The organism is Alicyclobacillus fodiniaquatilis (assembly GCF_042678105.1).
GTDB lineage: Bacteria > Bacillota > Bacilli > Alicyclobacillales > Alicyclobacillaceae > Alicyclobacillus > Alicyclobacillus fodiniaquatilis.
Genome location: NZ_JBHUCX010000073.1, coordinates 13379 through 36096 on the forward strand (window position 1 = coordinate 13379; position 22718 = coordinate 36096).

Consider the following 22718-nt stretch of genomic DNA (forward strand, 5'->3'; position numbering starts at 1 on the left):
CATCAGTTACCTTCCCATATTGGCAAAGAAAGCGATGCAATAGTATTCACGTTCTTTAAGAGCCACACCCTGTCGCTTTCCTTGTCCACTTTTTCAGCGGATCGATTGGCTAGCGCAATGTTTTCGTCACGTTGCTTGGTGTCTCCTTGTGTTGCATATGCGCGTGCCAGTGCTTCGTATGCGAAACCTGTGTTAAAATCACCGAGTTGATTGTTTTGACAAAGAGCTAGGGACTTTTGTGCATGAAACAGCGCAGGTTCAGGTCTCCCTACAAGAGAATACACACGAGAAATTTGCCATTCACCTGTCGCAAAGTGCTGGGCGGTCCCTACCATGTCCCAATGAAAGCGAGACGCGTGGGCTGCGTTCACCATTGTCTCGTCTTCTGTTTCATTTCGATCCGGCTTTTCAATCAAGTCCCATGTGAAATTAAATAGTTCAATCGCCAATTGTTTGTGTATTTCATCACTTACACTGGATTTCAATGTGATCATGTCAGTACTCTGTTCCTTTCTAAGGTACCGTACTACAGATTATCGTAGATGATTTGGAGCTATGGTTGCAACAAATGAAATAAGCCTTTTGTGGCGTAAGGAAGTGGTTTCTTTTGGCAGGGGATTCATGTTGTGTACAGAAGATATAATCGGATGTTCATGAAAGCGCTTTAAGGGGGAGCTGTCGTGATCAAATTATCCGTAAATTTCAATTCAAGGGTTTCAGATGTGCGGTTCGAGCAGGTCATTCAAGTGAAAGAAAAACTTGTTGTAGCATTCCCGCATATCGAATTCGAGTTTCGGCAGGAAAATCCAACGTCTGAGCATGTTCAAATGTGGATAGCGTCAAACAACGTCCCTGATATCCTGGTGATTGATTCTATGCGCAGTAGGTCTTTGGCGAAGGAAGGGTTGCTACAAAACCTTGATGTGCTCGTGAACCGACATGGAACCGATCTATCCCGTTTCGAACCAGGTTGCTTGAGCACCAGCCTCGCGCAGGGCGATGGTGTGTTGTACGTATTTCCATATGAACGACAAGCATTCCCGCTATTTTACAACAAGGACATATTTGATTGGTTTGGCATGCCCTATCCACGAGATGGCATGACTTGGGACGAGGTCATCGAGCTGGCGCAGCGGGTGACGGGTGTTGTCGATGGCAGTGCATATCAAGGCTTGAACACCGCTGACACGCTAGCAATATTGAAAAGTCAATTGTCTGAGAATACTGTGGCTCCGCATACCGACAACGCGAACGTCATGACAGATGGCTGGAGAAAAATCGCCGATGTGTTTAAACGGATATATTCCATTCCCGGCAATATGCCCGTGGACCCGAGAAATATGTTCCGCTTCAATGGGCACTTTGGGCGGGATAAGGTTGTTGCGATGGGAATCATCTGTGCCAAGTGTCTCGAGGATACTTTCAACTCGTTCAATTGGGACATGGTATCACTGCCTGTTTTTAGCGATGCACCAGGCATTGGTCCGAACTTTCCCTGGATCTCCGAATCAATTGCGATGAGTTCAACCTGTCGTGAATCGGACGCGGCATTTGAAGTGATGTCCTATCTCGTTTCAGATGAATTTCAATTGCACAAGTCGCGCAATGGCTTTGTATCTTGTCTGAAGGATAGAGAAATGTATCGCCAATTCGCGCAAAACATATCTGTCTATGAGCACAAGAACACCGAGGCGCTCGCCGTGAATACGTTAGCCGAGCCGATACTTGAGCGAAGTAAATATGAGACGCTTCCGGCTGTAACGAATTGTGTCGTGAATGCATTTGTGGAAATGGTACAAAAAGACAAGGATATCGAACTGGTGCTGGAAGAATTGCAGCAAAACATCAACAAAATCATCGAAAGTGAAAAAGCGAACGCCGTCGCTTCTCTGTGAATAACTAGGAGGTGAAAGAATGGATCAAACGACACAGAGCGCGCGCAACCAGAGCGCATGGAGTGCTCGGGCGTACGAGGCCTGGGTAAGTGAAATGGGGAACCCAGTCGAGCAGGCAACGAAATTCCAAGCTGATCCAAGGTATCCTTTGCGGCGTCATCTCAAATACATTGGCGATCCGGCAGGGAAGCGCATTCTGAATCCTTTGGGATCGCATGGCGGCAGAGCTGTTCCGTTGGCCATACTTGGGGCGGATGTCACCGTGATCGACATCTCGGAAGCGAACAAGCGCTATGCGGAACAGGTCGCCGCCGCTGCTGGGGTTTCCATTCGCTACATCTGCTCTGATTTTCTGAAGGCCCCAGTATCACCGGAATTGATGAATTTTGACGTAATCCTCATGGAATTGGGCATTCTTCATTACTTTACTGATCTAGATCTCCTCTTTACCATCATCAATCGCTTTCTCCACGACAAAGGACGGTTACTGCTGACCGACTTCCATCCGGTGGCAGGGAAGTTGCTGCATAGTGAAAAGGGAGACTACTTCGACAGCTCATTTGTCGAAGAAACCGTTGCCTACACGAGTCTCCTCCCAACACATGAGCAAGCATTGTTGCCCAAAGTGCTTTTACGCAAGTGGACCGTTGGTGAGATCCTGAATGCTTTGGCGAAAAACGGGATGTATGTCCGTCTTTTCGATGAAGAGCCAGATAAAGAAAACCCAAAAATCCCCCGATTTTTCAACATCGTGGCTGATAAAGTGTCGGTTGAATTGGAGCCGTTGACACCGTAAAACAGGGGGCGTCGTTCTTCCAGTGCCGATTCCGCCCCCAATGTCTTCTCATCGCTCAGGACAAGGCATCCACCAGCTCGCCTGGCGCGCGCAGTTTGGGGTAAGCCGTTATTCTTTCACTGATCCACTCGGGCACAAACCACGTTGCGTGATATGGGCGGAGTCCGTATCTTTCGGCACCTGCCAGTTCATCAGAGCCACCGTCTCCGACAAAGGCGGCGTGTTCTGGTAAGCAACCCATTCTGTTACACGCCAGCGCATATATTTCGGGATCCGGCTTGGCGAGTTTTACCTCATAGGAGAAGATGACATCATCAAATAGCGGGGCGAGCGGGCTGGCAGCCCATGCTGTGATTTCCTCTGAGGAACAATTGCTGATTAAGCCAATTTTGATACCCATTTCCTTCAACTGATTGAGGGTATTCAGGATGCCCTCTTCAATCTCCGCAAACGGAACGGATTTTGCCCGAGTTCGTTCACGGCAAAGATCCTGCAAGGCATCCGTTGTTATGGTGACGCCAAAAACCTGGCAGATATCTTCTAGCACATGCTGATAATCGTGAAAATGGCCGGTCATTCGTTGATCGCGCCGGGCGCTCCATTCCGTTTTGAACTGCTTTTCTTCGATACCCAAAGATTTGGCTGGCGAACCGAAATCGGCTTTTTTCTTGCCGTCTCGCCACTCTGTGATCAATGTTTCGTACAAATCAAAAAACACCGCATCCATCATTCGAAATGCCCCCTCTCCAGCCGAGCGGCCTCTTTTGGCGATAGGGTGACACGAAAAGTCTCTTTGCTCAACCCAGCACCTCATTCCTGTGTTTTCGATTCCGTCGTTAGCGCTCAATTTCAGGGCAGGCATCTTTGCTATAGATGGGATCAAGTCTTCTCCAGGATAAAGCAAGAAAAGTGGAATTGCAGCGGTTGATACAGTTTTTTAGGGGCGATTGATTTTGTTGCACTAGATGTACTCCAAGCGCAGCTGGATGAATGGCGCCTGCGCTTGGAGGACGAAAAATCGCGTTGTTGCATGTTTGCCAAACTGCTTTAGGATCTCGTGACGCAAGCGATGCCGAGATGCAGCTTTCGTTAACCTCGCTTGATAAACAAGGGTAAGCCGTCAGCGCCGCAAAGGCGTGCGTAAACGAACAACTGCCCTTTGTGATGAATCTCGTGATCCCGCATGGATTGCAACAATGCGCCTGCAGGGATTTGGGTGCCGAACACTTTCGTCATGTCGACCAGTTCATCAAACTTTTCATCGGTCATTGAACGAATGTTGTTTACGGTCTTATCCGTCCATGCTGCGATGGCGCTCTGAACCTCTGCAATGGTCGTCAATGCTGGTTTATCGGTCACGCGTTCAAATTGACCAGTAGCTGCGGCAGCGGAAAATGAGTAGCTCGATGACAACATGTGCCAGATGAGGTCTCCTGTGGACATGGCTTTGTCCCAAGGAGAAAATTGCACATCCTCGTCCTTGAGTGTCGCCACAAGTTCGCCAAGCACATTTCGGTGCATGAGATAGCTCTGCAAGAATTGTTCTGCCTTTGCCATATCAACGCCTCCTTCAACTTTTCCTACGAAATTTAGTATATAGCAATCTATCAATTGTACAAAAACGGATTGCCAAGCCTGCGACATCCGTTAAAATGGGGGAGGTGGGTGAAAGACCTCGAAAGGAAGGCCGTTAAATGCACATTCTGCAAGTCATTGTGTACGCCATCATGCAAGGCATCACAGAGTTGTTTCCTATCAGCAGTGTGGGTCATGCGGTCATTTTGCCGTATTTGTTCCACTGGACCCAGTTTTCCGAATCTGATGTGTTTCTCCCCTTTGTCGTCATGTTACACCTAGGGACCGGACTTGCATTACTCATCTACTTCTGGCGGGATTGGCTAAGGCTGATTGCGTCGCTGTTTATTCGTGAAATGCGCCATGAGCGCAAACAATTGTTTTTGGTCATTGTCGCAACGATCCCTGCCGCAATTATCGGCAAGTTGCTGCAACAACCACTAGAAGATTTATTCTCATCCGCCTTCTCCGCTTCGATTTTCCTGATTGTCAACGGTTTGGTGTTGTTTGTAGCCGACCGCATGCGTCGGCGGCGCCGCGCGCAAGTGGAACTGTATCAAATGAAGTATGGCCGCAGTTTTTTGATTGGCATCGTACAGGCGTTCGCGCTGGTGCCGGGCTTTTCGAGATCCGGTATCACCATGACGGCTGGGCTTGGCAGTGGATTGTCCTACGAGGATTCGGCGCGCTTCAGCTTCTTACTGGCGACGCCGGTCATTCTTGGCGCTGGCGTACTTGAGGTGCCGAAGCTTCTGCACCAGGGCAGTGCTCAGATGATTCACTATGGGTTGATTGGCGGCGCGGTGGCAGGCATCGTGGCACTGTTGAGCACAGCGTTCTTGATGCGGTACTTTCGTTCCACAGAGGTCAAAGCACTGCGTCCGTTTGGCTTCTACTGTATTATTGTCGGCATTGTGGTCGCCCTGATGGCGTTGTTCCACCTCTATTTTTAATCAGAGGCGGATGTCATGGCCTTGTGCCTTGTACGCGCATACTCTGAAGCAGAGTATGTTTTGCTGCATCGTGACAGGGAGGGCCAATCATGAATCGTAAATTAAGCATTGTCATCGCTGCACACAACGAGGCCAAAACCATTGGCCCGCTGGTGCGGCGTTTATTGCGTTGGCATCGACGTCCTGAGGTCATCGTCATCGCCAATGGCTGTACAGATGGGACTGGGAACATTGCGAAAATGGCCGGTGCGCGTGTGGTTCGTTTTCGCACCAGGCTGGGGCCGGACATTGGCCGGGCCATTGGGATATCCTTGGCGCATGGTGATATTCTTTTGGTGCTGGATGCAGATGTCGCTGTGACCATCGCGCAATTGGAGCCGTTCGTCAGGGCGGTGGAGCGCGGCGCCGATATTGCCTTAAACCGATATCCTTTGTTTGGCACAAAGCAGTTTCACCACCCAACGGCCGTTGCCAAACATGCGCTCAACGTATTTGCCGACAGGCCGGATTTGCTGGCTGCAAGTCTCACAGCAATCCCGCACGCCATCTCGCGTCGTGCAGCGTTGCAGTTGGGCCCACTTGCATTTTGCGTGCCGCCGGTGGCGCAAGCGCGTGCGCTTTGTTCGAATAACTTGAAAGTGGAAGTTGCGGCGCATGTCCCAGTTGGACGGCTGAACCGCCGACGTGGCCCTCACCATGAATTGACCATGAGGCGGCTCATCATCGGCGACTGCCTGGAAGGAATGTCGGTCATCATCCAAGAGCGCGGCTCGCGCGGTGGATTTACGGATCTCAGCCGCAAGCGCCATCTCGTCACGCAAATGCCCGTTCTGCCCAGATCCAGTGTTGATACTGCAGTCATCGTGCCGACGCAAGGTGAAGAAACCCTGCGGCAGGTATTGAAAGAATTGCGCAGGCTGCATTTGGATCAAGTCCGGCTGGTGTTAAATGGGACATCCGATACGACTTTGCCGGACGTGAAAGGTCTTTCAGTCCAGGTCGATCACTATCGCGATCCTGTAGGACACGATGTCGGTCGGGCAATTGGTTGCATGCAAGTGGATGCCGCTAAGTATTTCTTTACGGATGCAGATATCATTTTGCCCAAAGCACAAGTACAACCGTTTTTGGCGGCCCTTGATGAAGGGGTCGACATTGCATTGAACCATTTGGATGCCATTCTCGCCAAAAGACGGCAAATAGACCCTCCCTCCATTGTCAAACGCTTTTTAAATATCGCCTGTGAGCGGCCTGATTTGGGCGTGGCCTCGCTCACTGCAGTGCCACACGCCGTATCTAGGCGGACAGTCGAACAGATTGGCGCAGAGGCATTTGCCGTGCCGCCGGTGGCCCAAGTGAAAGCCATTCTGGCAGGGTTAAAAGTCATGGCCGTGCATCCTGTCGATGTGATTCACACGAATGCCGCAAGGCCGCATCTGCATGATAAGTCGGTCGGTCGACCGCTGCAGAAACTCATCATCGGCGATTATGTAGAAGCCATTCACTGTCTGCAGCAAACCCTTGGTGACAGAGGCGCCTTCCCAGACAATGTCCGCCGTCGGACGATTGCCGAACAATATATCGTCAACCATTTTCCCATGGCTGCTCGCTCATAGGGTCGTTTCACTTTGGGGAGAATCGGCAACAAAATGCACGACCCGTCTAATGGATGGGCCGTGCATGCCGATAAATCTGCAGAATCCGGTGTACGATTTTGTTGCTGTCAAATTTTTCAGCGACAAAGGCGCGGCCTGCATCACCGTAGCGCGCCTGGCGATGTTCTGAAGCAAGAATGCGTTGAATCTGTTGGGACAATTTATGGCTGTTGTGAGGGTAAGGTGCGGCGTGATCGCCAAAGTAATAATGCCATGCGCTATGCAATTTTTGCGGTCGGATGCGCCCGTACAGGCCGGCAGAGCCAATGGCGACCACGGGCCGTGCGCAAGACATCGCCTCCAGTGCAACGCGTCCGGTGCCGACGACGCAATTGCTCACGGCATAAAGCGGTCGCATGGCTTTGTGGGTGCCGAGAAAACGGACATACGAGCGTCCTGTGCGCTTTTCCACTTGTCTGGCATACGCTTTGACTGCGTCAGCGTGTATACCGCCGCCAACGATGATCAAAAGCAGGTTCGAATGGCCGTTTGCTTGCAGTTGACTGCAAGCGTCGATAACCCTGCGGCAAACATCCGCTTTTTCTCCTGCGAGTCGACCAGCGTATACCACAACTTGCGCCGCTTGCGGAATGTTTAATTTTTTGCGGATGATGGACAGTCCGTATTTTTTGGGCCGGAAATGCTGGAGCGAGATGCCATTGGGAATGACACTTGCATCCACGCCCTGTGCTTTCATCCATTTGCGCACAGGTGGACTGACTGCAATCATCTGCACCCCTTTTTCCTGCATTGAACGCATGGTTTTCAAATCGTAATATTTTCCGTGTACGGTTGCAATCACGGCGAGCTTTTGGTTGCGGGCGCAAGTGAGTGCCATTTGGCCAGAGTGTAGTTGGTGCACATGTATATGAGTGATCCGCTCCTCCAGGATGATGGATGTCAATGTGCGTCGGATGCTGGCTCGCTCGCGACGTGACCATGCGCCAAAAAAAGGGACGTAGTGAATGTTACAGCCAAGTTTTTCGAACTCAGATTCAAGTGCGCCATGGCCAGCGCATATGGAGACATAAACGCCTCGGGCGAGGAGGGAACGCGTTAATGTCAATACATGCGTCTCTGTGCCGCCGACTAGAAGCGCGTCTAAGACCATTAAAACTCTCGGTTGCACCGTAGACATCGTGTATCACCTCATACATAGGATGTAACGTCCAACTGCTTTACACCCTATGCATGTAGCGGGAGCTCATCCACGGCAAAGAACTAGCCTCCTGTGTGGCAAGCTGCCCGATTTCGGCTTGCCTGGAACGCTTGAGAACGGTAGTTACGCAAAGACAACGTGTCCATCTCCATTCATCAAAGGTGGGTGCTTTGCAGGGATTTGATATAGAATGGGGTTTATCCGAGCTTTTCAGGGAGGCCTCTTTATAAGATGGAAGAAAAAAGCACATCATCGAGAGAAGTCCGTATTTTAGGCATTGGTGGGACGATGCGCGCTGGATCGTTAAGTTTAAAGGCCCTGCAGGCGGCGCTTAGCTTGGCTGCGGACAGAGGAGCCCAAACGGTTTTGGCGGACGTTCGTGAACTGGATTTGCCCATGTACAACCCTGAAAGGGCATTGGAATCCTATCCGCCGACTTTGCCTTGGTTAATGGACGAGGTGAGAAAGGCGGATGGGATTATCCTGTGCTCTCCTTCGTATCATGGGACCATCACGGGCGTATTGAAGAACGTGCTCGACGCTTTAAATTTTTTGAATCAGGATGAGCCGCGCTACTTTGGTGGCAAAGTGGTTGGTCTGATGGCGCTGGGCGCCAACTCAGGCAACGTCTTAAACGACCTGCATCACTCTGCACGAGGCCTCAATGGTCTTTCGGCGCCGAGAACCGTGCTGGTGCCTGGACAGGTGATTGACCAGAAAACAGGTGAAATCGCGGATGTGGGTGTCACGAATCGGTTGACCAGCATGGTAGAGCAGGTGATAGATCTCGCGAAGCGACTGCGTCCAAGCTAAAGGGTTGCTTGGGTCGTATGTCTACATCATGAAGGGCGGTCAGGTACGATGTCGAACGTAGATACACAGCTTGCAGATGGGGCGATGAAGCGGGGCGTGGTCTGGTCATTATGTGGATCGCACTTGTTCAACGATTTGGCGACCACTGGGGTTGTCCCCGCATTGGCGCCGATATACATGTCAGCATACCATCTGAACTACACGGAAACGAGTCTGATTGTGCTTTGTTCTTATCTCACATCGTCCGTTTCCCAACCGTTGTTTGGCATGTTGACGGATAAACATCCGCAAGCCTGGTTTTTACCCTTAGGGTTGTTCACATCGGGACTTGGCCTCTCGCTGACAGGCATTGCGCCAAATTATGCGGTATTGTTGCTGCTGATTTCACTAAGTGGGCTTGGCTCTGGCGCGTTCCATCCAGAAGCTGCGCGGGGCGTGTCATTGGCTGCAGGCAAAGCAAAAGGGTTGGCGCAGGCGGTGTTTCAAGTGGGCGGCAACGGTGGACAGGCCTTGGGGCCGCTGATGTTGCCGTTTTTTTTGATCGCGACTGGCGTGCATGGCTTATTGTGGTTTATGCTGCTGGCTGTTGGCGGGCTCTTTTTGACGGGGCGCGTCTATCCTTGGTACCGCAACACCCTGACGGCCAAGGGGAAGCGCATGCGTCAGATGGAAGGGAGAAACCGAGTCGGCGCTGTCAGTTTGCTTGTCGTCGTGATTGTTTTGAGATCTTGGTGTCAAATCGGGATTTCACTGTTTATGCCGTTTTATTACATGAACCACTTTCACATGAAGCTCGGGCAGTCGGATGAATTTACGTTTATCTTTCTGGCTGCGGGCGCGGTCGGCACTTTTGTCGGCGGGTCGCTGTCGGATAAGTTGGCGAAACAACGCATTTTGTTGTTTTCGATGTTGTTTTCCATCCCGTTTGCGCTCGGGCTCCCGTTTGTGCATGGCGCGCCAGCGCTCTGCGTGTTGATTCCCTTTGGCTTTTTTATTCTGTCATCCTTTGCAGTGACGGTGGTTTACGCCCAACAGCTCCTGCCGCGCAGCATCAGTTTGGCCTCTGGTTTGACCATTGGCGTCGGTGTGGGCGCAGGCGGCATTGGCGCGACCTTTTTTGGCGCGCTGTCAGACGCGCTTGGTCTGACAACTGTATTTTATACCTTGATGATACTGCCCATCATCGGCAGTGCGCTCTGTTTCTTCCTGCCGAACGACGGTGTTGCTGATTTCGCGAAGTAACCTGCCACGTGTGTGTCACAACCAAAGTCATGCAGCAAAGATGATACAAGGAGGTGGGGGTTTGACAGTGCAACTTGGTTTTCTCGCGTCGCACAATGGCAGCAGTATGCGGGCGATTTTAACAGCCATTGAGCGGCAAGCGCTACAGGCGAACGGCGCCGTGCTCATCAGTAATAATCCGCAATCTGGCGCAATCAAGGCGGCAATGGATGCTGGCATACCTGCGTTTTGTTTCAACAAAGCTCGCTGTGGCAGTGAGGCTGCAGTAGACGAAGCCATTGTTTCCACGTTGCAAAAACATCAGGTGGATACGGTGATTCTCTCCGGCTACATGAAGCGGATTGGTCCGAAAACACTTCATGCGTATCATCAGCGCATTTTAAATATTCACCCCAGTCTCCTGCCGCAGTTTGGTGGTGAGGGGATGTATGGGATTCATGTACATACTGCCGTATTAGCTGCTGGGGTAAAGGAAACCGGCGCGACCGTGCATCTGGTCAATGAGGTGTACGACAAGGGGGAGATACTTGGCCAAGTCCGTGTGCCTGTTTTGGCGGGAGATACACCGGATGTGCTGCAGGCGCGCGTGGCAAAAGAGGAAGGCCCACTTTACGTTCAGGTATTGCGCCAGTGGAGTCAAACACAAGCGAGATCGACGTTCCCAAAATAAATCCGTTCGCAACGGCCTCTGCCAAATTTTCGCTCATTTTGGTCGGTTGCCTGATGTGCGCCGCACAGTTGATGACCTTCGCGAATACGTATGGTGCGAACAATGTATCAACTGGAAAATGATAGGGATACGGGGTGCTGTTGTTGGCGAATTCCATCATGAACGAGCAGATGTGCAAACGCTTGGCCGCAGATTTTGAGACATTGTCACCAGAGAAAATCCTGGCGAAGGCTGTGGACCTGATCCCCAACCTCACATTTGCTTGCAGCTTTGGGGCAGAGGACATGGTCATATTGGATATGTTGATGAAGGTCAAAGAAGATGTGAACGTGTTTTACTTAGATACGGATGTGCTGTTCCCAGAGACATACGCTTTGATTGATCAGGTGATGAATCGGTACGAAATCCCCAATCTGACGCGCGTTCGTCCCAAATTGACATTGGCCGCTCAAGCCAAAAAGCATGGAGCAGCGCTCTGGGCGAAGGATCCCACCGCATGTTGCAATATCCGCAAAGTTGAACCGCTGATTCGCCATTTGAAACAGTACGACGGTTGGATCACGGGCATACGCCGCGATCAAGCTGCAACACGTGCCCACGCACAAGCGTTTGAGTTGGATAAGAAATTTAATTTGGTCAAGGTCAATCCGCTCATTTTATGGACAGAAAAAGATGTATGGAATTACATCAGGGATCACAATGTCCCGTATAATCCGTTGCATGACCAAGGCTACCCCAGTATCGGCTGTACGCATTGCACGCGGCCTGTCCGACCAGGAGAGGATCCGCGCAGCGGACGCTGGGCTGGTTTCAGCAAGACGGAATGTGGCCTGCACAGGTAGGGGATGACAGCAAAAAATATAGTGGAGCGCCGATAAGACGCGAATGAAGAAATGTTGCACAAGTGAGCGGAATGGCTCCATTTGTGCAACATTTCTTTTATAAGGGAGAACGCTTTTAGGGAAAATATGTTAAGGTTGTTGTAGCAGATGTGATATCACAGTTAGCAGAAGGGGAAATGGTCTATGGAAGCGGTCTTGCTTCGCGCGCATGGCGGCCCTGAAATGTTGTATATCGGTGAAGCGGAAACACCAAAACCACAGGCGGGGGAAGTGCTTGTGCGTGTGCGCGCAACGGCCCTGAACCGAGCGGATCTGTTGCAGCGGCGGGGACAGTATCCTGCACCAAAGGGAGCCAGTGAGATTCTTGGTCTGGAGATGGCAGGGGATGTCATCGCGCTAGGGGACGGTGTCTCATCTTGGGCAGTCGGGGACAGGGTGTACGCATTGCTGCCTGGCGGTGGCTATGCGCAATATGTCACCGTGCCAGCTGGCATGTTGATGCCATTGCCTTCGGAAATGACCTATGCAGAAGGTGCAGCTGTGCCCGAAGTATTTCTCACCGCATATTTGAATCTGTTTGTCTTGGGGCAATTGGCGCCTGATGAAACGGTGCTCGTCCATGCAGGGGCAAGTGGTGTAGGCACAGCGGCTTTGCAATTGATTCGGTTGGCTGGGGCGAAGGCGCTGGTCACTGCCGGTTCTGAACTGAAATTGGAACGTTGCCGCTCGCTTGGCGCGCAAGCGGGTTGGAATTATCACGACGGTTCCTTTGTCGAATTTGTAAAGGAGCAGACGAACCATCAAGGTGCCGACATCATCATGGATTTCATCGGCGCGTCGTACTTTGCCGACAACTTGGCGTCGCTTGGCGTGGATGGTCGTCTCCTGCTGATCGGGACAATGGGTGGCACAAAGGTGGAAGAGGTCAATCTCGGCATGTTGCTGGCGCGTCGCATACATATCATTGGCACCGCGTTGAGAAGCAGATCGCTGGCCACAAAGATTGAGCTCACAGCAGCGTTTCAAGCGTTTGCTGGTGCGGCGCTGGCAACAGGCGAGATCGAGCCGGTGATTGATTCGGTCTTTGATTGGACAAAGGTGGCGGACGCCCATCGCCATATGGAATCGAATCAGAACATCGGCAAGATTGTCTTGAACATCGGCCACTAAAGAAGCCATTCGACCTCTGATTCTGATCCCGCCAGTGCTAGCCGAATCGCGCTGCGATGAGGATGAGCAGGGCCAGTGAGACGCCAAGTCCGCCCGTCAGCCAGTCGCGCAGCGTTAATCGCTCATTGAGGATGGCGCGCAGATTGAGCGGGGTGGCAAAAATGCGCCTCGCCTGCATGGCGTCTGTCGTCGTCTCCCCAAAGTGGATGAGCCGAATCATCAAAGGCGCGAGGACGGCATTGACGCGGAAAGTCGCACCCCAACTTTTTTGTAAGCGATGGGTCCGCACGTGATAGGCGCGCAACTGTGCCTGATACATCGCGCCAATAGCCGGGATAAAGCGAAAGATCATGCCTGCCAACAGACCAGCGCCGTGACAGACGCGCGGGGGCAGGCGAAGGCTGCGCAAGACCCAGGCCACCATGCTGTGCACTTGCAATGCGGTGGTGCGTGAAACCAACAACTGGCCAATTTGGAGAAAACACCAGTAGGGGAGCAATTGGACCAGGGTTGCACGCGCCACTTCGAATTGTATCCCGTACGCTTGCTGTGGCTGAAATGGATAGCCCAATTGGCCAGCCGAGAAGAGCGTGGTCATGGTGGCAAATATGGCCCAAACGATGGTCCACTGCCCAACGCGCCGCAACGAAGCGCGAAACAGGATAAGAAAGAAGATGGTGGCCGCCACGCCCAACTCTGCGGCGCGCGCGCCACTGGTCAGCGCCAGGGAGATTGTGATACATGTGACCCCTAACCAGCGCGCGCGCGGATCCGGTCCATTGGCGCGCTTTTTTCGTTCTGGTGTCGAGGTGGTCTGTTCCACTTCTTCTTTTGTTTGTGTCGATGTCACTTTGGTGGGCGTCATCGAGTTGGAGCCATGTTCTCTTTGGATTTGTGCCAATTGCCGGGCCAAATCCTCTGGCGCAGGACTGGACGTGAGCGCAAGCGGAAGACCGCTTGCCGTCAGAGCTTGGCACAGCCGCAGCGAGGCGGGTGTGGGCACATGTCGATTTGCCCATACCGACGGGTGTTCGCGAAAGGTCGCCGCTGGGCCGTCAAATACAATTTGCCCCTCTTCCACAACCCAGACGCGCGTGGCGCGCGGCAAGAATGTGTCGAGATCATGACTTGCAATGACGACAGTCCGCCCTGACTGATACACTTGGTCAATTTGACGCAACAGTGCCTGTTCGCTGCAGGCGTCTAGGCCAGCGGTCGGTTCGTCAAGCATCAGGCACGCCAAAGGGCTAGCCAGGATCAAGGCGAGGGCGAAGCGCCGCTGCATCCCTAAACTCCATTCCGCTGGCGACGATGTGACATCGACATCATCAAGCCCGACGGCTGCCAAGGCCGCTTGCACTGGCGTCAGATCCTGCATCAGTTGGTGCGGTTTTACGCCATAAGTGAAGGCAAACTCCTCGACAACGGTTCCCGCAAACAAACTGAACTCTGCAGATTGATCTAAATAACCGATTTGATGTCGATCCCCACGCGAATGTCGTCCTCCCCATAGGACTTGGCCGTTGACGCGCACCGTACCGGATGTTGGCCGCAACAAGCCGTTCATCACATCGAGGAGACTGGATTTGCCGGCGCCATTGCGGCCGACAATCAGGAGGTATTCACCTTCTGACACCGTCGTGCTCACCGCTGTAAGGCGTGTGTTCGATTGTGTCTGCACATGGATATCATCAAGTTCTAACAACATGTGCCAACGCCTCCACAAAAGCAGATTCGGAACAAGGCTTGATATGCTGACGCTCCAGTCGGTTGTACATCAGCGCTGTCTCCACTAGAAATGGAGGGGCAAAGCCAAAATCTCGCGCGGGACAATCGGTCCCTTGTGCATCGTAGAAAAAATCAGCCGGGTGGCAATCCTGCACAATCCCGCCGTCTGCCAGCAAGACGACCCTGTCGGCAGCCAGCACGTCCTCCATGTCGTGTGAGATGAACAGGATGGTTTTCCCCTGTTTGACAAGTTCCCGCAACAAATGACGCAGTTGGTTGCGCGCATCCGCATCGAGCGCTGCGGATGCTTCATCCAACAAAAGAACTTCAGCACCGGACAGCAGGGCTTGCGCAATACACAGTCGTTGCAGTTGGCCGCCTGACAAAGCGTGAACCGATGCATCGATGGGCACGTTCAAACCGACAAGCTGGCAAATGTCCGAGATTTGGTGGAGCAAGTCAGCCGTGTTGATGGCCGGAAATCTTTGCACCAAAGTAAGGGCCAACTCCTCATAGAGGGTGCTGCCGACAAGTTGTGCCATCGGCGGCTGGAACACCATTTGAATTTGCTGTGCAGTGGCCTCTTTGACGTCGTGGCCGTGAATGCGGATGCGCCCTGCGGCAATTGGGCATAAACCAAGCAGCGTCCGCGCAAGTGTCGTTTTCCCCGCGCCATTTTGCCCGCACAGGGCCACCCACTGTCCACTCTGCACGTTCAGGCTGAGCTGTCGCAGTATTGGTTTCGTTTGTCCATGGCGAAGCACGCTGACATCTTCCATATGAATTGCAGTTGGCATCAAATCATTCCCTCTTCTATATTTATCAATAAATATTGATCATTGCGTAGGCCATCCGCGCTACTCTGATAGACTGGCATTTGTCTACTCTTGCTGGAACGAGGCATATCACGCATGGCGAGACTCGCCATTCTATGTTAATGTATCAATTGTTAACTGTGATTATATATTAAGTTAACAATGATTGGTTCGCAAAGGAGGATTTTTTGTGCGGTTGCGAGGATTCGTATTTTCTGCACTATTTGCCGCATTGTTTGCGGTGCTTAGTCTCGTGAACATTCCGGTGGGCGTCGTACCCATCACTTTGGAAAACTTGGTTGTGATGCTGACGGGCGGTTTGTTGGGCGCTTGGTATGGCGGGTTTACATATCTGTTGGTGATTGGGCTGGATGTCATTGGCTTGCCCCTCATCGACGGTCGCGCGGGTCTAGGGGTTTTGATTGGCCCGACGGCAGGCTATATCTGGGCCTACCCGCTTTGCGCATGGCTGATGGGTATGGCAACACGACGCATTCGATCCGGCGCGCGCGGCGAATTCCTACTCTTGTGCCTTGCAGCGTTCGTGCTGGGCGACTTGCCGGTATACATCCCCGGCGTCTTGTGGCTGCGTCACGTTGTGGGTAATGAGTCCTTGGGCCGCGCGTTGCTGCAAGGGTGTGCGCCTTTTATTCTAGGGGATGCCGCCAAAGCCGTGATCGCCGGGGGAATATTGCAGCGCGTGCGCAAGTACTACTCCCAAGCGCGCATCATCCATGGCCAGCAGTATGTCTCGGCCGAGGATACACCTGCCAAAGCGAAGTCATCCAAGGGGATGTAGTAGGCGTTTTCGCTGCGTGTTCAGTAGGTCGACAGATATCATAACGATAATTTGCAGCTTCCGCTAAGTCACAAATGGCGGAAGCTGCGATTTTTTGTAGGGTTTGGTGAGCGTCAGGAAAGGGCGCAGTACAGTTGAGCTGCAAATTGCGTGACTAACGGTTGATTTGTTTGAATATTGACATAAGTGAGCGCTGGAATTTTAATAAACGATGTGGTCATTACAATTTGAGTAGCTCTGTCATCGGCGATTGATGGTATGTGGATGTACCGTTCAAGCGTGCTTTTTCACAAAGACGAGGAGTGTTATGACAATGAAATATAAGACACTGGTGCTGCCTACGCGGCACAGACTTGACGATGTCTGCTCTGTAGCGTGCAGAAAGCTGATTGAACAGCATTGTGATCCCATTTGGAACGAACTGGACCGCGATCTCACAGCGGCGGAATTGTCCGATCTCATCGGGGACGCTGAAATCCTTTTGACCAGTTGGGGATCGCCAGCCATCACCGCGGAAATGCTGGCAAGGGCAGGTCGTCTGCGCGTCGTCGCGCATGCAGCGGGATCGGTCAAAAGCCTGGTGCCGGAATCCATTTTTGATCGCGATATTGCCGTGTTTTCCGCAGCGCCACGGATTGCTTGGTCTGTGGGCGAGTATTGCCTGACGGCACTGCTCACCATGCTGAACCGCTTGGCGGAATGGGACGCAAATGTGCGGGAGAGCGGGTGGAAAAGCGGCGATTTGCGGCGGCGCGAACTGACCAAGAAGCGGGTCGGCATCGTGTCGGCGAGTTCCACCGCACGGGCATTTATTCGTCTGCTTGAACCGTTCAACTGCGAAGTGCTGGTCTATGATCCCTATCTTGAAGCCGCGCAGATGGCGCGTCTTGGCGTCCAAAAAGCTACGTTGGAAGAAGTCATGCAGTGTGAGATCATCTCCTTGCATATCCCCTCTATTCCAGAGACGAAACATATGATAGGCGCTGAATTGCTCAGTCTCATACCCGATGGAGGCATTCTCATCAACTCATCTCGCGCCGCTGTCGTCGAGGAACACGAACTGATTGCCCAATTGCAGTCAGGCAGGTTTTTGGCTGCCTTCGATGTGTTTCACGCAGAACCGTTGCGGGCGGATCATCCATTTCTATCGATGGATAATGTCCTTTTGACACCGCATATCGCTGGCGATACGGTCGAGGGTCATCAGGCGTTGATGTATGAAGTGCTGAGTGACGTGTTTGGTTATCTTGGCGGTGCGCAACCTAAGTATGCCGTAGATGCGAGTAAATGGGCGATTTTGGCCTGAGGGGTCTGTTCACGCAAACGGTGCGCATGTTGATGGGCACTTGCTTTGTCTTTAGGTACCTCAATCACTATAGCTAAAACGCCATCACGCAACTTTCCCACCACTTCTAACATCATAAAGAGAAATAGTGGCATGATGTGCCTTTTGACATTGTTGCCTCACTGTACTAGAGTCAGATGTCGTCATCATTGAATCCAACATCGGTGAGGTATCAAGGAATATGCGAGACGCAAAAATCGGAACGGGTCTTGTGACAGAGTGGCGTTGGCTGGTGCTCGCAAGCATCGGGGTGTCGTATCTGCTGGTATTTACGCAGCGGACGGGCCCAGGTGTGATTTCCGATCAACTGCAAGCTGAGTTTCATGTTTCTGCCGCTATGCTCGGAACCATCACGAGCATTCAGTATCTCTTATATATGCTGATACAAATTCCTGTGGGTCTCTACGGAGACAAGTCGGGTCCAGAACGTCTGTTGGTTATCGGCGTGTTGTGCGACGGTGTCGGCACCTTGGTGTTTACGTCTGCGCACAGCTTTGGCTGGCTGCTGGTAGGACGGGCCATCGTTGGGCTCGGCGATTCTCTGATCTGGGTGAACATTGTATTGATTCTCGCCAAATGGTTTGCCAAGGGCCGGTTTGCGGTTGTGTTGGCAATGGTCAATACGGCTGGCAATCTGGGGGCGCTGGTGACAAGCATCCCATTGGCGGCCTGGATTGCGGTCGCGGGCTGGCACATACCCTTTATGGTCATTGGCATCCTGCTGGTGGCTGCGGGCGTCGTCGATTTTATCGTTCTGATTGGCGCAAGACCAGCGCGTGCGGCCGCTGTTGCACAAGCGGGCAGTGTGCGCGTTGAACGAGTGCCCATTGGACAGATGTTGGCCGATGTCGTCCGGAGTAGGCTGGCTTGGACGACATTCTGCTGTCACTTCGGCGCGATGGGCACGTATCTGTCGATGGTAAGTCTCTGGGTCGTCCCGTATTTTATGGATGTCTACCGCTTGCCACGGGCAGAGGCTGCATGGTTCACACTGACTTCGTTCATTGGGGCGCTCGTGGCGAGTCCGCTGATGGGATGGTTGAGCGAGAGGATACACGATAGGCGTCGGCCATATATCGTGACACAGACGCTGTCCACCATCGCCTGGTTGGCGATTGTCCTCTGGCGGGGGGAGCCACCGCTGTTTGTGGCAGGTCTCATCATGTTCATTGTCGGTTTTGGCTGTGGCAGCACCTTGTTGACATTTGCGGTCATTCGCGACCAAGTTCCGGCAGAGCGTTCTGGGGTGGCTTCCGGTTTTGCGAACACAGGTGGATTTCTGAGCGCCGTGCTGTTGCCGGTGTTGTTTGGCGCTATCATCGATGCCGCTGGCGGCGCGACCGGGGCGAATTTTGCAGCGGCGCGTCATGCGTACACCATCGCGTTTGTCCTGCCAGCCGGGTTTTCCATCGTCGGGGTGGTCGGCAGCTTGCTGTTGCCACAGGGGTTGCGTGAGCGGAACGGTGACGTGGAAAAGATGGACGGGATGGCGCCGCAGACTTCATCGTAAGGCGCGATTGATGTTGTTTTGGATACCATGTTTGACCGCTGCAGACGATGCTCTGCCGCGGTCTATTTTCATGTGGTGAGGTGCCGGATCGGCCAGGACTTGGGATATCCATTGACGAATCTGTTTTAAACAAGTATCGAGTGATGTGAGGGATGGATGATGAAAGCACTGGTTTACGAAGGGCCACGGCAGATGAATTTGCGCGACGTCGAAGTGCCGTCGCTGGAGCGCACGGATGTTTTGGTGGAAGTTGCTTGTTCCGGCATCTGTGGTTCAGAGTTGAGTGGATACCTCGGGCAAAACTCGTTGCGGGTCCCTCCGGTGATCTTTGGGCACGAGTTTGCTGGTACGGTGACGGAAGTGGGAGATGGGGTGACGAGGTTCAAAGTGGGGGATAGAGTCACTGCCAATCCACTCGCGACTTGCGGGGCGTGTCGCTATTGCAAAGGCGGTAGACAGCAACTGTGCGCCAACCGCAGACTGTTGAGCGCATCATTACCTGGCAGCAATGCGCAATATGTAAAAGTGAATGAGCGCTTCGTCTATGCGTTGCCTCCATCGTTGACGTTTGAACAAGGCGCTTTGACCGAGCCGGTTGCATGCGCTGTGCGGGCCGTGGAATCTGCCGGTGTTTCACCGAATCATACCGTGCTGGTGATGGGCATGGGGCCGATTGGGCAATTGATTCTTCAGGTTCTCCGCCTCCATGGCGTAAATCAGGTCATGGTTGCAGATACAAATCCGCTTCGTCTAGAACAGGCGAGACGTCTCGGCGCATATGCTGTGAATCCATCAGAGCAGGATATCCTTGCTGAGCTGCAGGCGTTTTCTGATGGCATGGGCGTTGATGCTGCATTTGATGCAGTTGGCAACAACATCACGCGTGAATGCTGTATATCTGCTGTCACTTCAGGGGGCGCTGTCGTGTTTACTGGGTTGCACGAAGCTGTGTCAAATCTGCCCATCAACGACATGATACGCAAGGAAATTCGCACCATGGGCGCGTTTGCCTACAGCACTTTGAATTTCGAACTCGCGCTCCGTTATCTTTCCGAGGGCCGCGTGGGTTTTCAAGGGGGTGTTGTAAGCGCTCCCCTAAGTGAAGGGGAACAATGGTTCAAACGGTTGCTTGGACAGGCAGGAGAAGTCACGAAAGTGTTGCTTCGGCCACAAGATTGAGAAAGAGTTTCGCCAGTCCAATCTCAAGCGAAGGAGGACCATACCCATGGGTGCCGACAGCGCGTTTCATACCGATTTGACAGATGATTTGCACACATTGACGAAAGACAGTGTACGTCCCGTGCTAAGTCTTTTGACATACCGATCTAACTTGAGTGTATTCAATTCCTGCAAAATGGAATCAGCGGTAAGCGGAACGAGATATTCCGCCAGTGCGGTTTTCATGGCACCCTTATCCATGTGTATTCTTCGTTAGCAGTTGGACAGGACTACCTGCACCTCTCGTTCTAAGGCGTTTTTTCATGTCTATAGGTGACAGCAAATCGAATACGCCAAACATTGGACGGCATGTTTCGACGACGAACACGCTTGACAAACTCAAAATTTATTTATGCAATGCTAGTGATGCAACATATAAAGATGGGTATTCGTCCGAGGATCTATGTATTCTAGTGGCAAAATTCAATCCAGAGATAATATTTTCGTGAGAGATCGGTTATCATTTAACCGATCTCTCAAAATTTTGAAAGGGGGTAATTTATGAATAGGGGACGTTCCATCATTCTTATTGTTTTCGGTGTATTATTATTGTGTTTGGCTGTGCATTATTTCGACCGATTAACCATGGTTAACAAGAAAGCTGCGGTAGAAAGCATGAGTAGTTTTTCATCGTATTTATCCATCGCTATTGATGATGAAAATTACTCGATAAAGCATCCCAACGATATACAAAGTCGCAAGGATGTAGCGACTGAAATCGACAAAGCAGATATTACGATGGGAGCGGCTGAACCTTTATTTAACTATTATGGCGTGAATAATGTAAGCAGCGTTCATAGTATCATGCTGTACTTACTTGAATATAATAATGTACATAACAAGACTGTGGTTCAATACTTAGATGATGTTTCGCCAGAAGTAAAGCAATTCATTCAGAAGCGGAATCCAACGATAAACGATATCAAGCAGCTAATAAATCAACTTTCATCTGCATATGCCAAAGTGAAGATTTAAGCAAGGTTTAGGTTTCTTTTGTTTCGCAAGTAGAAAGTGCAGAGACAATTGCGGCCAATTTGTGCATGGTACTGCCAAATCATTGACGGTAGATTAAGATGAAACCGTCGAAAGCGCATTGCGCAATCGGAAACTCTCTTTCGTAAAGGCGAGAATGTGCGCGTGGTGTACTAATCTGTCGAGCAATACTGCAGTTAGGCATGTGTCCCCAAACACTGAATTCCGCTAGAGCATCTTAGAATCGTTTAAATGCTAGGAAATTCGTCCCATGTACGACGATCAAGTAAACGCCCAGTACGATGCTTCTGCACACCGCCCCATTGTTTAAAAAAGAACCGTATGTGATGAGAGATACATAAATCTCGAATCTCACGTGGCCAACATGGAGCTATAGGGCGCGACCTTGGTCCGGATTCCCCACCTACGATAACCCAATATATTTCTGAAAAGTCTAACGTTTGTTCCAAGCCAGATGTTCGGTTTCTAATTGAGAAAAAGTGATAGTTCAGCTATCCGTTCTGGGCGCTTTGTGAGAACTTGAAAGGTATGTTGTTGGGCTTTATTCATGGTGGAGAATACCTACTGAATGTAATCGCCGGGCACATCTTTATGAAACAAGTTTGACATACTATTCACGAAAATTTTCTTTGGATTCTTCCAGCGGAGCGGTAGTTCAAGCAAATCATGTTGAAGGGTTAACGAAAAACCACTCGCTCCTGCATCTCTCACTGACTTTGGTACATCCCGTGGTCGGGTTCCAGGCAGCATTTGACGATTTTTTTATTGTTTACAAGCATCGCCCCAGTTCCGATGGCATTCCGATATTGAGTGAAGTCAATTGGTGTACCATCAAGGGTTTCAACGCCAACTTTGTGAAAAATAATACGAGATTCTAGGTCGTCAGAGATTGTCTTTGAAGTTAAACGAGGAAATACTTGAAGTAGGATCTTTAAGCTAGCGTACTGGTCATTTCGCCGATAGTATAAATTCTGTGTTTGAGATGACATAGCGGTTAAATACCGTCACAAGAAACAAAGCGAGGGCGTAGTATGGTTTGATAGGCATGTTTTTGCATGTTCAAAGTCGCGGCAGGGAGAATTTTGTGTGGAGGGAAGATGGAATCTGCCACATGCGGCGCCAACGCGGTGACCCGGACAGGAGTTGCGAAATCGACGACGAATAATGAGTACAGGAAATGCCGAGGAGGTAAGATGAAATGGGCTTTTTTGATTCGCTTCGCCGCGCAGCGGAAGGCATCAGCCAAGATGGTCAATACAATGAAGACCATGAGTGCGCGCGCTGCCATATCACCATGCAGTATCATGGCGCGCACGCGATTCGCACAGGTGGATTGAGTCGTGGGGCAGGGCTGGTCACTGATCTGTTGTTTGGCGGTCGGGACGAAGAATTCCTCAATACCGCAATGGAGCGCAATGTGGCCGTTCATGTGTTCGTTTGTCGGCAGTGTGGATCTATCGACTTCGTGAATGATCCCAATCATGGATTCTAGATAATAGGCAGCTTCGCACGGGAAAACGACGCTTTATCTACAGCGCCA

24 protein-coding genes and 1 pseudogene are annotated in these 22718 nt (G+C 51.6%); 15 read left to right on the forward strand and 10 right to left on the reverse strand.

Annotated features, from left to right (window positions below; all coding sequences use genetic code 11):
- Window positions 1-2: 2 nt before the first annotated feature.
- Window positions 3-494 carry a hypothetical protein gene (locus tag ACFSB2_RS17940; RefSeq protein ID WP_377944480.1) on the reverse strand — a complete coding sequence of 164 codons (492 nt, stop codon included), beginning with the start codon at window positions 492-494 and terminating at the stop codon, window positions 3-5.
- Between the two features lie 186 nt (window positions 495-680).
- On the opposite strand from ACFSB2_RS17940, the gene ACFSB2_RS17945 reads away from it, so the two are divergent.
- Both ACFSB2_RS17945 and ACFSB2_RS17950 read left to right on the forward strand, forming a co-directional pair.
- Window positions 681-1895: an ABC transporter substrate-binding protein gene (locus ACFSB2_RS17945; protein WP_377944481.1), complete on the forward strand. Its 1215-nt coding sequence runs from the start codon at window positions 681-683 to the stop codon at window positions 1893-1895.
- A 19-nt stretch (window positions 1896-1914) separates the two neighbouring features.
- Window positions 1915-2691 (forward strand): class I SAM-dependent methyltransferase, encoded by a 777-nt coding sequence (locus ACFSB2_RS17950; RefSeq protein WP_377944482.1) that lies wholly within the window; start codon window positions 1915-1917, stop codon window positions 2689-2691.
- Window positions 2692-2746: 55 nt separating this feature from the next.
- Here the strand turns inward: ACFSB2_RS17950 and ACFSB2_RS17955 are convergent, their stop codons facing one another.
- Both ACFSB2_RS17955 and ACFSB2_RS17960 read right to left on the reverse strand, forming a co-directional pair.
- A complete protein-coding gene (locus ACFSB2_RS17955) occupies window positions 2747-3421 on the reverse strand; it encodes an HAD family hydrolase (protein ID WP_377944483.1) in 675 nt (224 codons plus the stop codon).
- Between the two features lie 359 nt (window positions 3422-3780).
- The gene (locus tag ACFSB2_RS17960) at window positions 3781-4248 is read right to left on the reverse strand and encodes a DinB family protein (protein WP_377944484.1); all 468 of its coding nucleotides are present in this window, start codon (window positions 4246-4248) and stop codon (window positions 3781-3783) included.
- 137 nt (window positions 4249-4385) lie between these two features.
- On the opposite strand from ACFSB2_RS17960, the gene ACFSB2_RS17965 reads away from it, so the two are divergent.
- Both ACFSB2_RS17965 and ACFSB2_RS17970 read left to right on the forward strand, forming a co-directional pair.
- Entirely contained in the window at window positions 4386-5219 is an 834-nt protein-coding gene (locus ACFSB2_RS17965) for an undecaprenyl-diphosphate phosphatase (protein ID WP_377944485.1), read from the forward strand.
- Between the two features lie 89 nt (window positions 5220-5308).
- Window positions 5309-6835, forward strand: a complete 1527-nt coding sequence (locus tag ACFSB2_RS17970; protein WP_377944487.1) for a glycosyltransferase — start codon at window positions 5309-5311, stop codon at window positions 6833-6835.
- Window positions 6836-6881: 46 nt separating this feature from the next.
- On the opposite strand, the gene ACFSB2_RS17975 is transcribed toward ACFSB2_RS17970, so the two are convergent.
- Window positions 6882-8012 carry a glycosyltransferase gene (locus ACFSB2_RS17975; RefSeq protein ID WP_377944488.1) on the reverse strand — a complete coding sequence of 377 codons (1131 nt, stop codon included), beginning with the start codon at window positions 8010-8012 and terminating at the stop codon, window positions 6882-6884.
- 252 nt (window positions 8013-8264) lie between these two features.
- Here ACFSB2_RS17975 and ACFSB2_RS17980 point away from each other — a divergent pair, with 252 nt between their 5' ends.
- The 5 genes from ACFSB2_RS17980 to ACFSB2_RS18000 all read left to right on the forward strand — a co-directional run bounded on the left by ACFSB2_RS17980 (window position 8265) and on the right by ACFSB2_RS18000 (window position 12770).
- Window positions 8265-8846 (forward strand): NADPH-dependent FMN reductase, encoded by a 582-nt coding sequence (locus ACFSB2_RS17980; protein ID WP_377944489.1) that lies wholly within the window; start codon window positions 8265-8267, stop codon window positions 8844-8846.
- A 48-nt stretch (window positions 8847-8894) separates the two neighbouring features.
- Window positions 8895-10088 (forward strand): MFS transporter, encoded by a 1194-nt coding sequence (locus tag ACFSB2_RS17985; protein WP_377944490.1) that lies wholly within the window; start codon window positions 8895-8897, stop codon window positions 10086-10088.
- A 67-nt stretch (window positions 10089-10155) separates the two neighbouring features.
- Window positions 10156-10758 (forward strand): phosphoribosylglycinamide formyltransferase, encoded by a 603-nt coding sequence (gene purN, locus ACFSB2_RS17990; protein WP_377944522.1) that lies wholly within the window; start codon window positions 10156-10158, stop codon window positions 10756-10758.
- Between the two features lie 158 nt (window positions 10759-10916).
- Window positions 10917-11600, forward strand: coding sequence for a phosphoadenylyl-sulfate reductase (locus tag ACFSB2_RS17995; RefSeq protein WP_377944523.1), 684 nt, complete (start codon window positions 10917-10919; stop codon window positions 11598-11600).
- Window positions 11601-11783: 183 nt separating this feature from the next.
- The gene (locus ACFSB2_RS18000; protein ID WP_377944491.1) at window positions 11784-12770 is read left to right on the forward strand and encodes an NAD(P)H-quinone oxidoreductase; all 987 of its coding nucleotides are present in this window, start codon (window positions 11784-11786) and stop codon (window positions 12768-12770) included.
- A gap of 37 nt (window positions 12771-12807) precedes the next feature.
- Here ACFSB2_RS18000 and ACFSB2_RS18005 read toward each other — a convergent pair whose 3' ends face one another.
- Both ACFSB2_RS18005 and ACFSB2_RS18010 read right to left on the reverse strand, forming a co-directional pair.
- Window positions 12808-14478, reverse strand: a complete 1671-nt coding sequence (locus ACFSB2_RS18005) for an ATP-binding cassette domain-containing protein (RefSeq protein WP_377944492.1) — start codon at window positions 14476-14478, stop codon at window positions 12808-12810.
- Window positions 14462-15295, reverse strand: a complete 834-nt coding sequence (locus ACFSB2_RS18010; protein WP_377944493.1) for an energy-coupling factor ABC transporter ATP-binding protein — start codon at window positions 15293-15295, stop codon at window positions 14462-14464. The genes ACFSB2_RS18005 and ACFSB2_RS18010 overlap by 17 nt, the downstream gene beginning before the upstream one ends.
- 208 nt (window positions 15296-15503) lie before the next feature.
- Here ACFSB2_RS18010 and ACFSB2_RS18015 point away from each other — a divergent pair, with 208 nt between their 5' ends.
- The 4 genes from ACFSB2_RS18015 to ACFSB2_RS18030 all read left to right on the forward strand — a co-directional run bounded on the left by ACFSB2_RS18015 (window position 15504) and on the right by ACFSB2_RS18030 (window position 20146).
- Window positions 15504-16112: a biotin transporter BioY gene (locus tag ACFSB2_RS18015; RefSeq protein WP_377944494.1), complete on the forward strand. Its 609-nt coding sequence runs from the start codon at window positions 15504-15506 to the stop codon at window positions 16110-16112.
- 313 nt (window positions 16113-16425) lie between these two features.
- Window positions 16426-17418, forward strand: coding sequence for a hydroxyacid dehydrogenase (locus ACFSB2_RS18020; RefSeq protein ID WP_377944495.1), 993 nt, complete (start codon window positions 16426-16428; stop codon window positions 17416-17418).
- Between the two features lie 220 nt (window positions 17419-17638).
- On the forward strand, window positions 17639-18967 hold the full coding sequence (locus ACFSB2_RS18025; protein ID WP_377944497.1) for an MFS transporter: 1329 nt from the start codon (window positions 17639-17641) through the stop codon (window positions 18965-18967).
- A gap of 159 nt (window positions 18968-19126) precedes the next feature.
- Window positions 19127-20146: a zinc-dependent alcohol dehydrogenase gene (locus ACFSB2_RS18030; RefSeq protein ID WP_377944498.1), complete on the forward strand. Its 1020-nt coding sequence runs from the start codon at window positions 19127-19129 to the stop codon at window positions 20144-20146.
- Window positions 20147-20212: 66 nt separating this feature from the next.
- Here ACFSB2_RS18030 and ACFSB2_RS18035 read toward each other — a convergent pair whose 3' ends face one another.
- On the reverse strand, window positions 20213-20386 hold the full coding sequence (locus ACFSB2_RS18035; protein WP_377944499.1) for a hypothetical protein: 174 nt from the start codon (window positions 20384-20386) through the stop codon (window positions 20213-20215).
- Between the two features lie 300 nt (window positions 20387-20686).
- On the opposite strand from ACFSB2_RS18035, the gene ACFSB2_RS18040 reads away from it, so the two are divergent.
- Window positions 20687-21160 carry a hypothetical protein gene (locus tag ACFSB2_RS18040; RefSeq protein ID WP_377944500.1) on the forward strand — a complete coding sequence of 158 codons (474 nt, stop codon included), beginning with the start codon at window positions 20687-20689 and terminating at the stop codon, window positions 21158-21160.
- Between the two features lie 93 nt (window positions 21161-21253).
- Here ACFSB2_RS18040 and ACFSB2_RS18045 read toward each other — a convergent pair.
- The 3 genes and pseudogenes from ACFSB2_RS18045 to ACFSB2_RS18055 all read right to left on the reverse strand — a co-directional run.
- Window positions 21254-21370, reverse strand: a pseudogene (locus ACFSB2_RS18045) (ATP-binding protein); the annotation flags it as partial.
- 35 nt (window positions 21371-21405) lie between these two features.
- Window positions 21406-21627 carry a DUF5131 family protein gene (locus ACFSB2_RS18050; protein ID WP_377944501.1) on the reverse strand — a complete coding sequence of 74 codons (222 nt, stop codon included), beginning with the start codon at window positions 21625-21627 and terminating at the stop codon, window positions 21406-21408.
- Window positions 21628-21739: 112 nt separating this feature from the next.
- Window positions 21740-21928 carry a DUF5131 family protein gene (locus tag ACFSB2_RS18055; protein WP_377944502.1) on the reverse strand — a complete coding sequence of 63 codons (189 nt, stop codon included), beginning with the start codon at window positions 21926-21928 and terminating at the stop codon, window positions 21740-21742.
- A 448-nt stretch (window positions 21929-22376) separates the two neighbouring features.
- Here ACFSB2_RS18055 and ACFSB2_RS18060 point away from each other — a divergent pair, with 448 nt between their 5' ends.
- A complete protein-coding gene (locus ACFSB2_RS18060; RefSeq protein WP_377944503.1) occupies window positions 22377-22670 on the forward strand; it encodes a hypothetical protein in 294 nt (97 codons plus the stop codon).
- Window positions 22671-22718 lie beyond the last annotated feature (48 nt).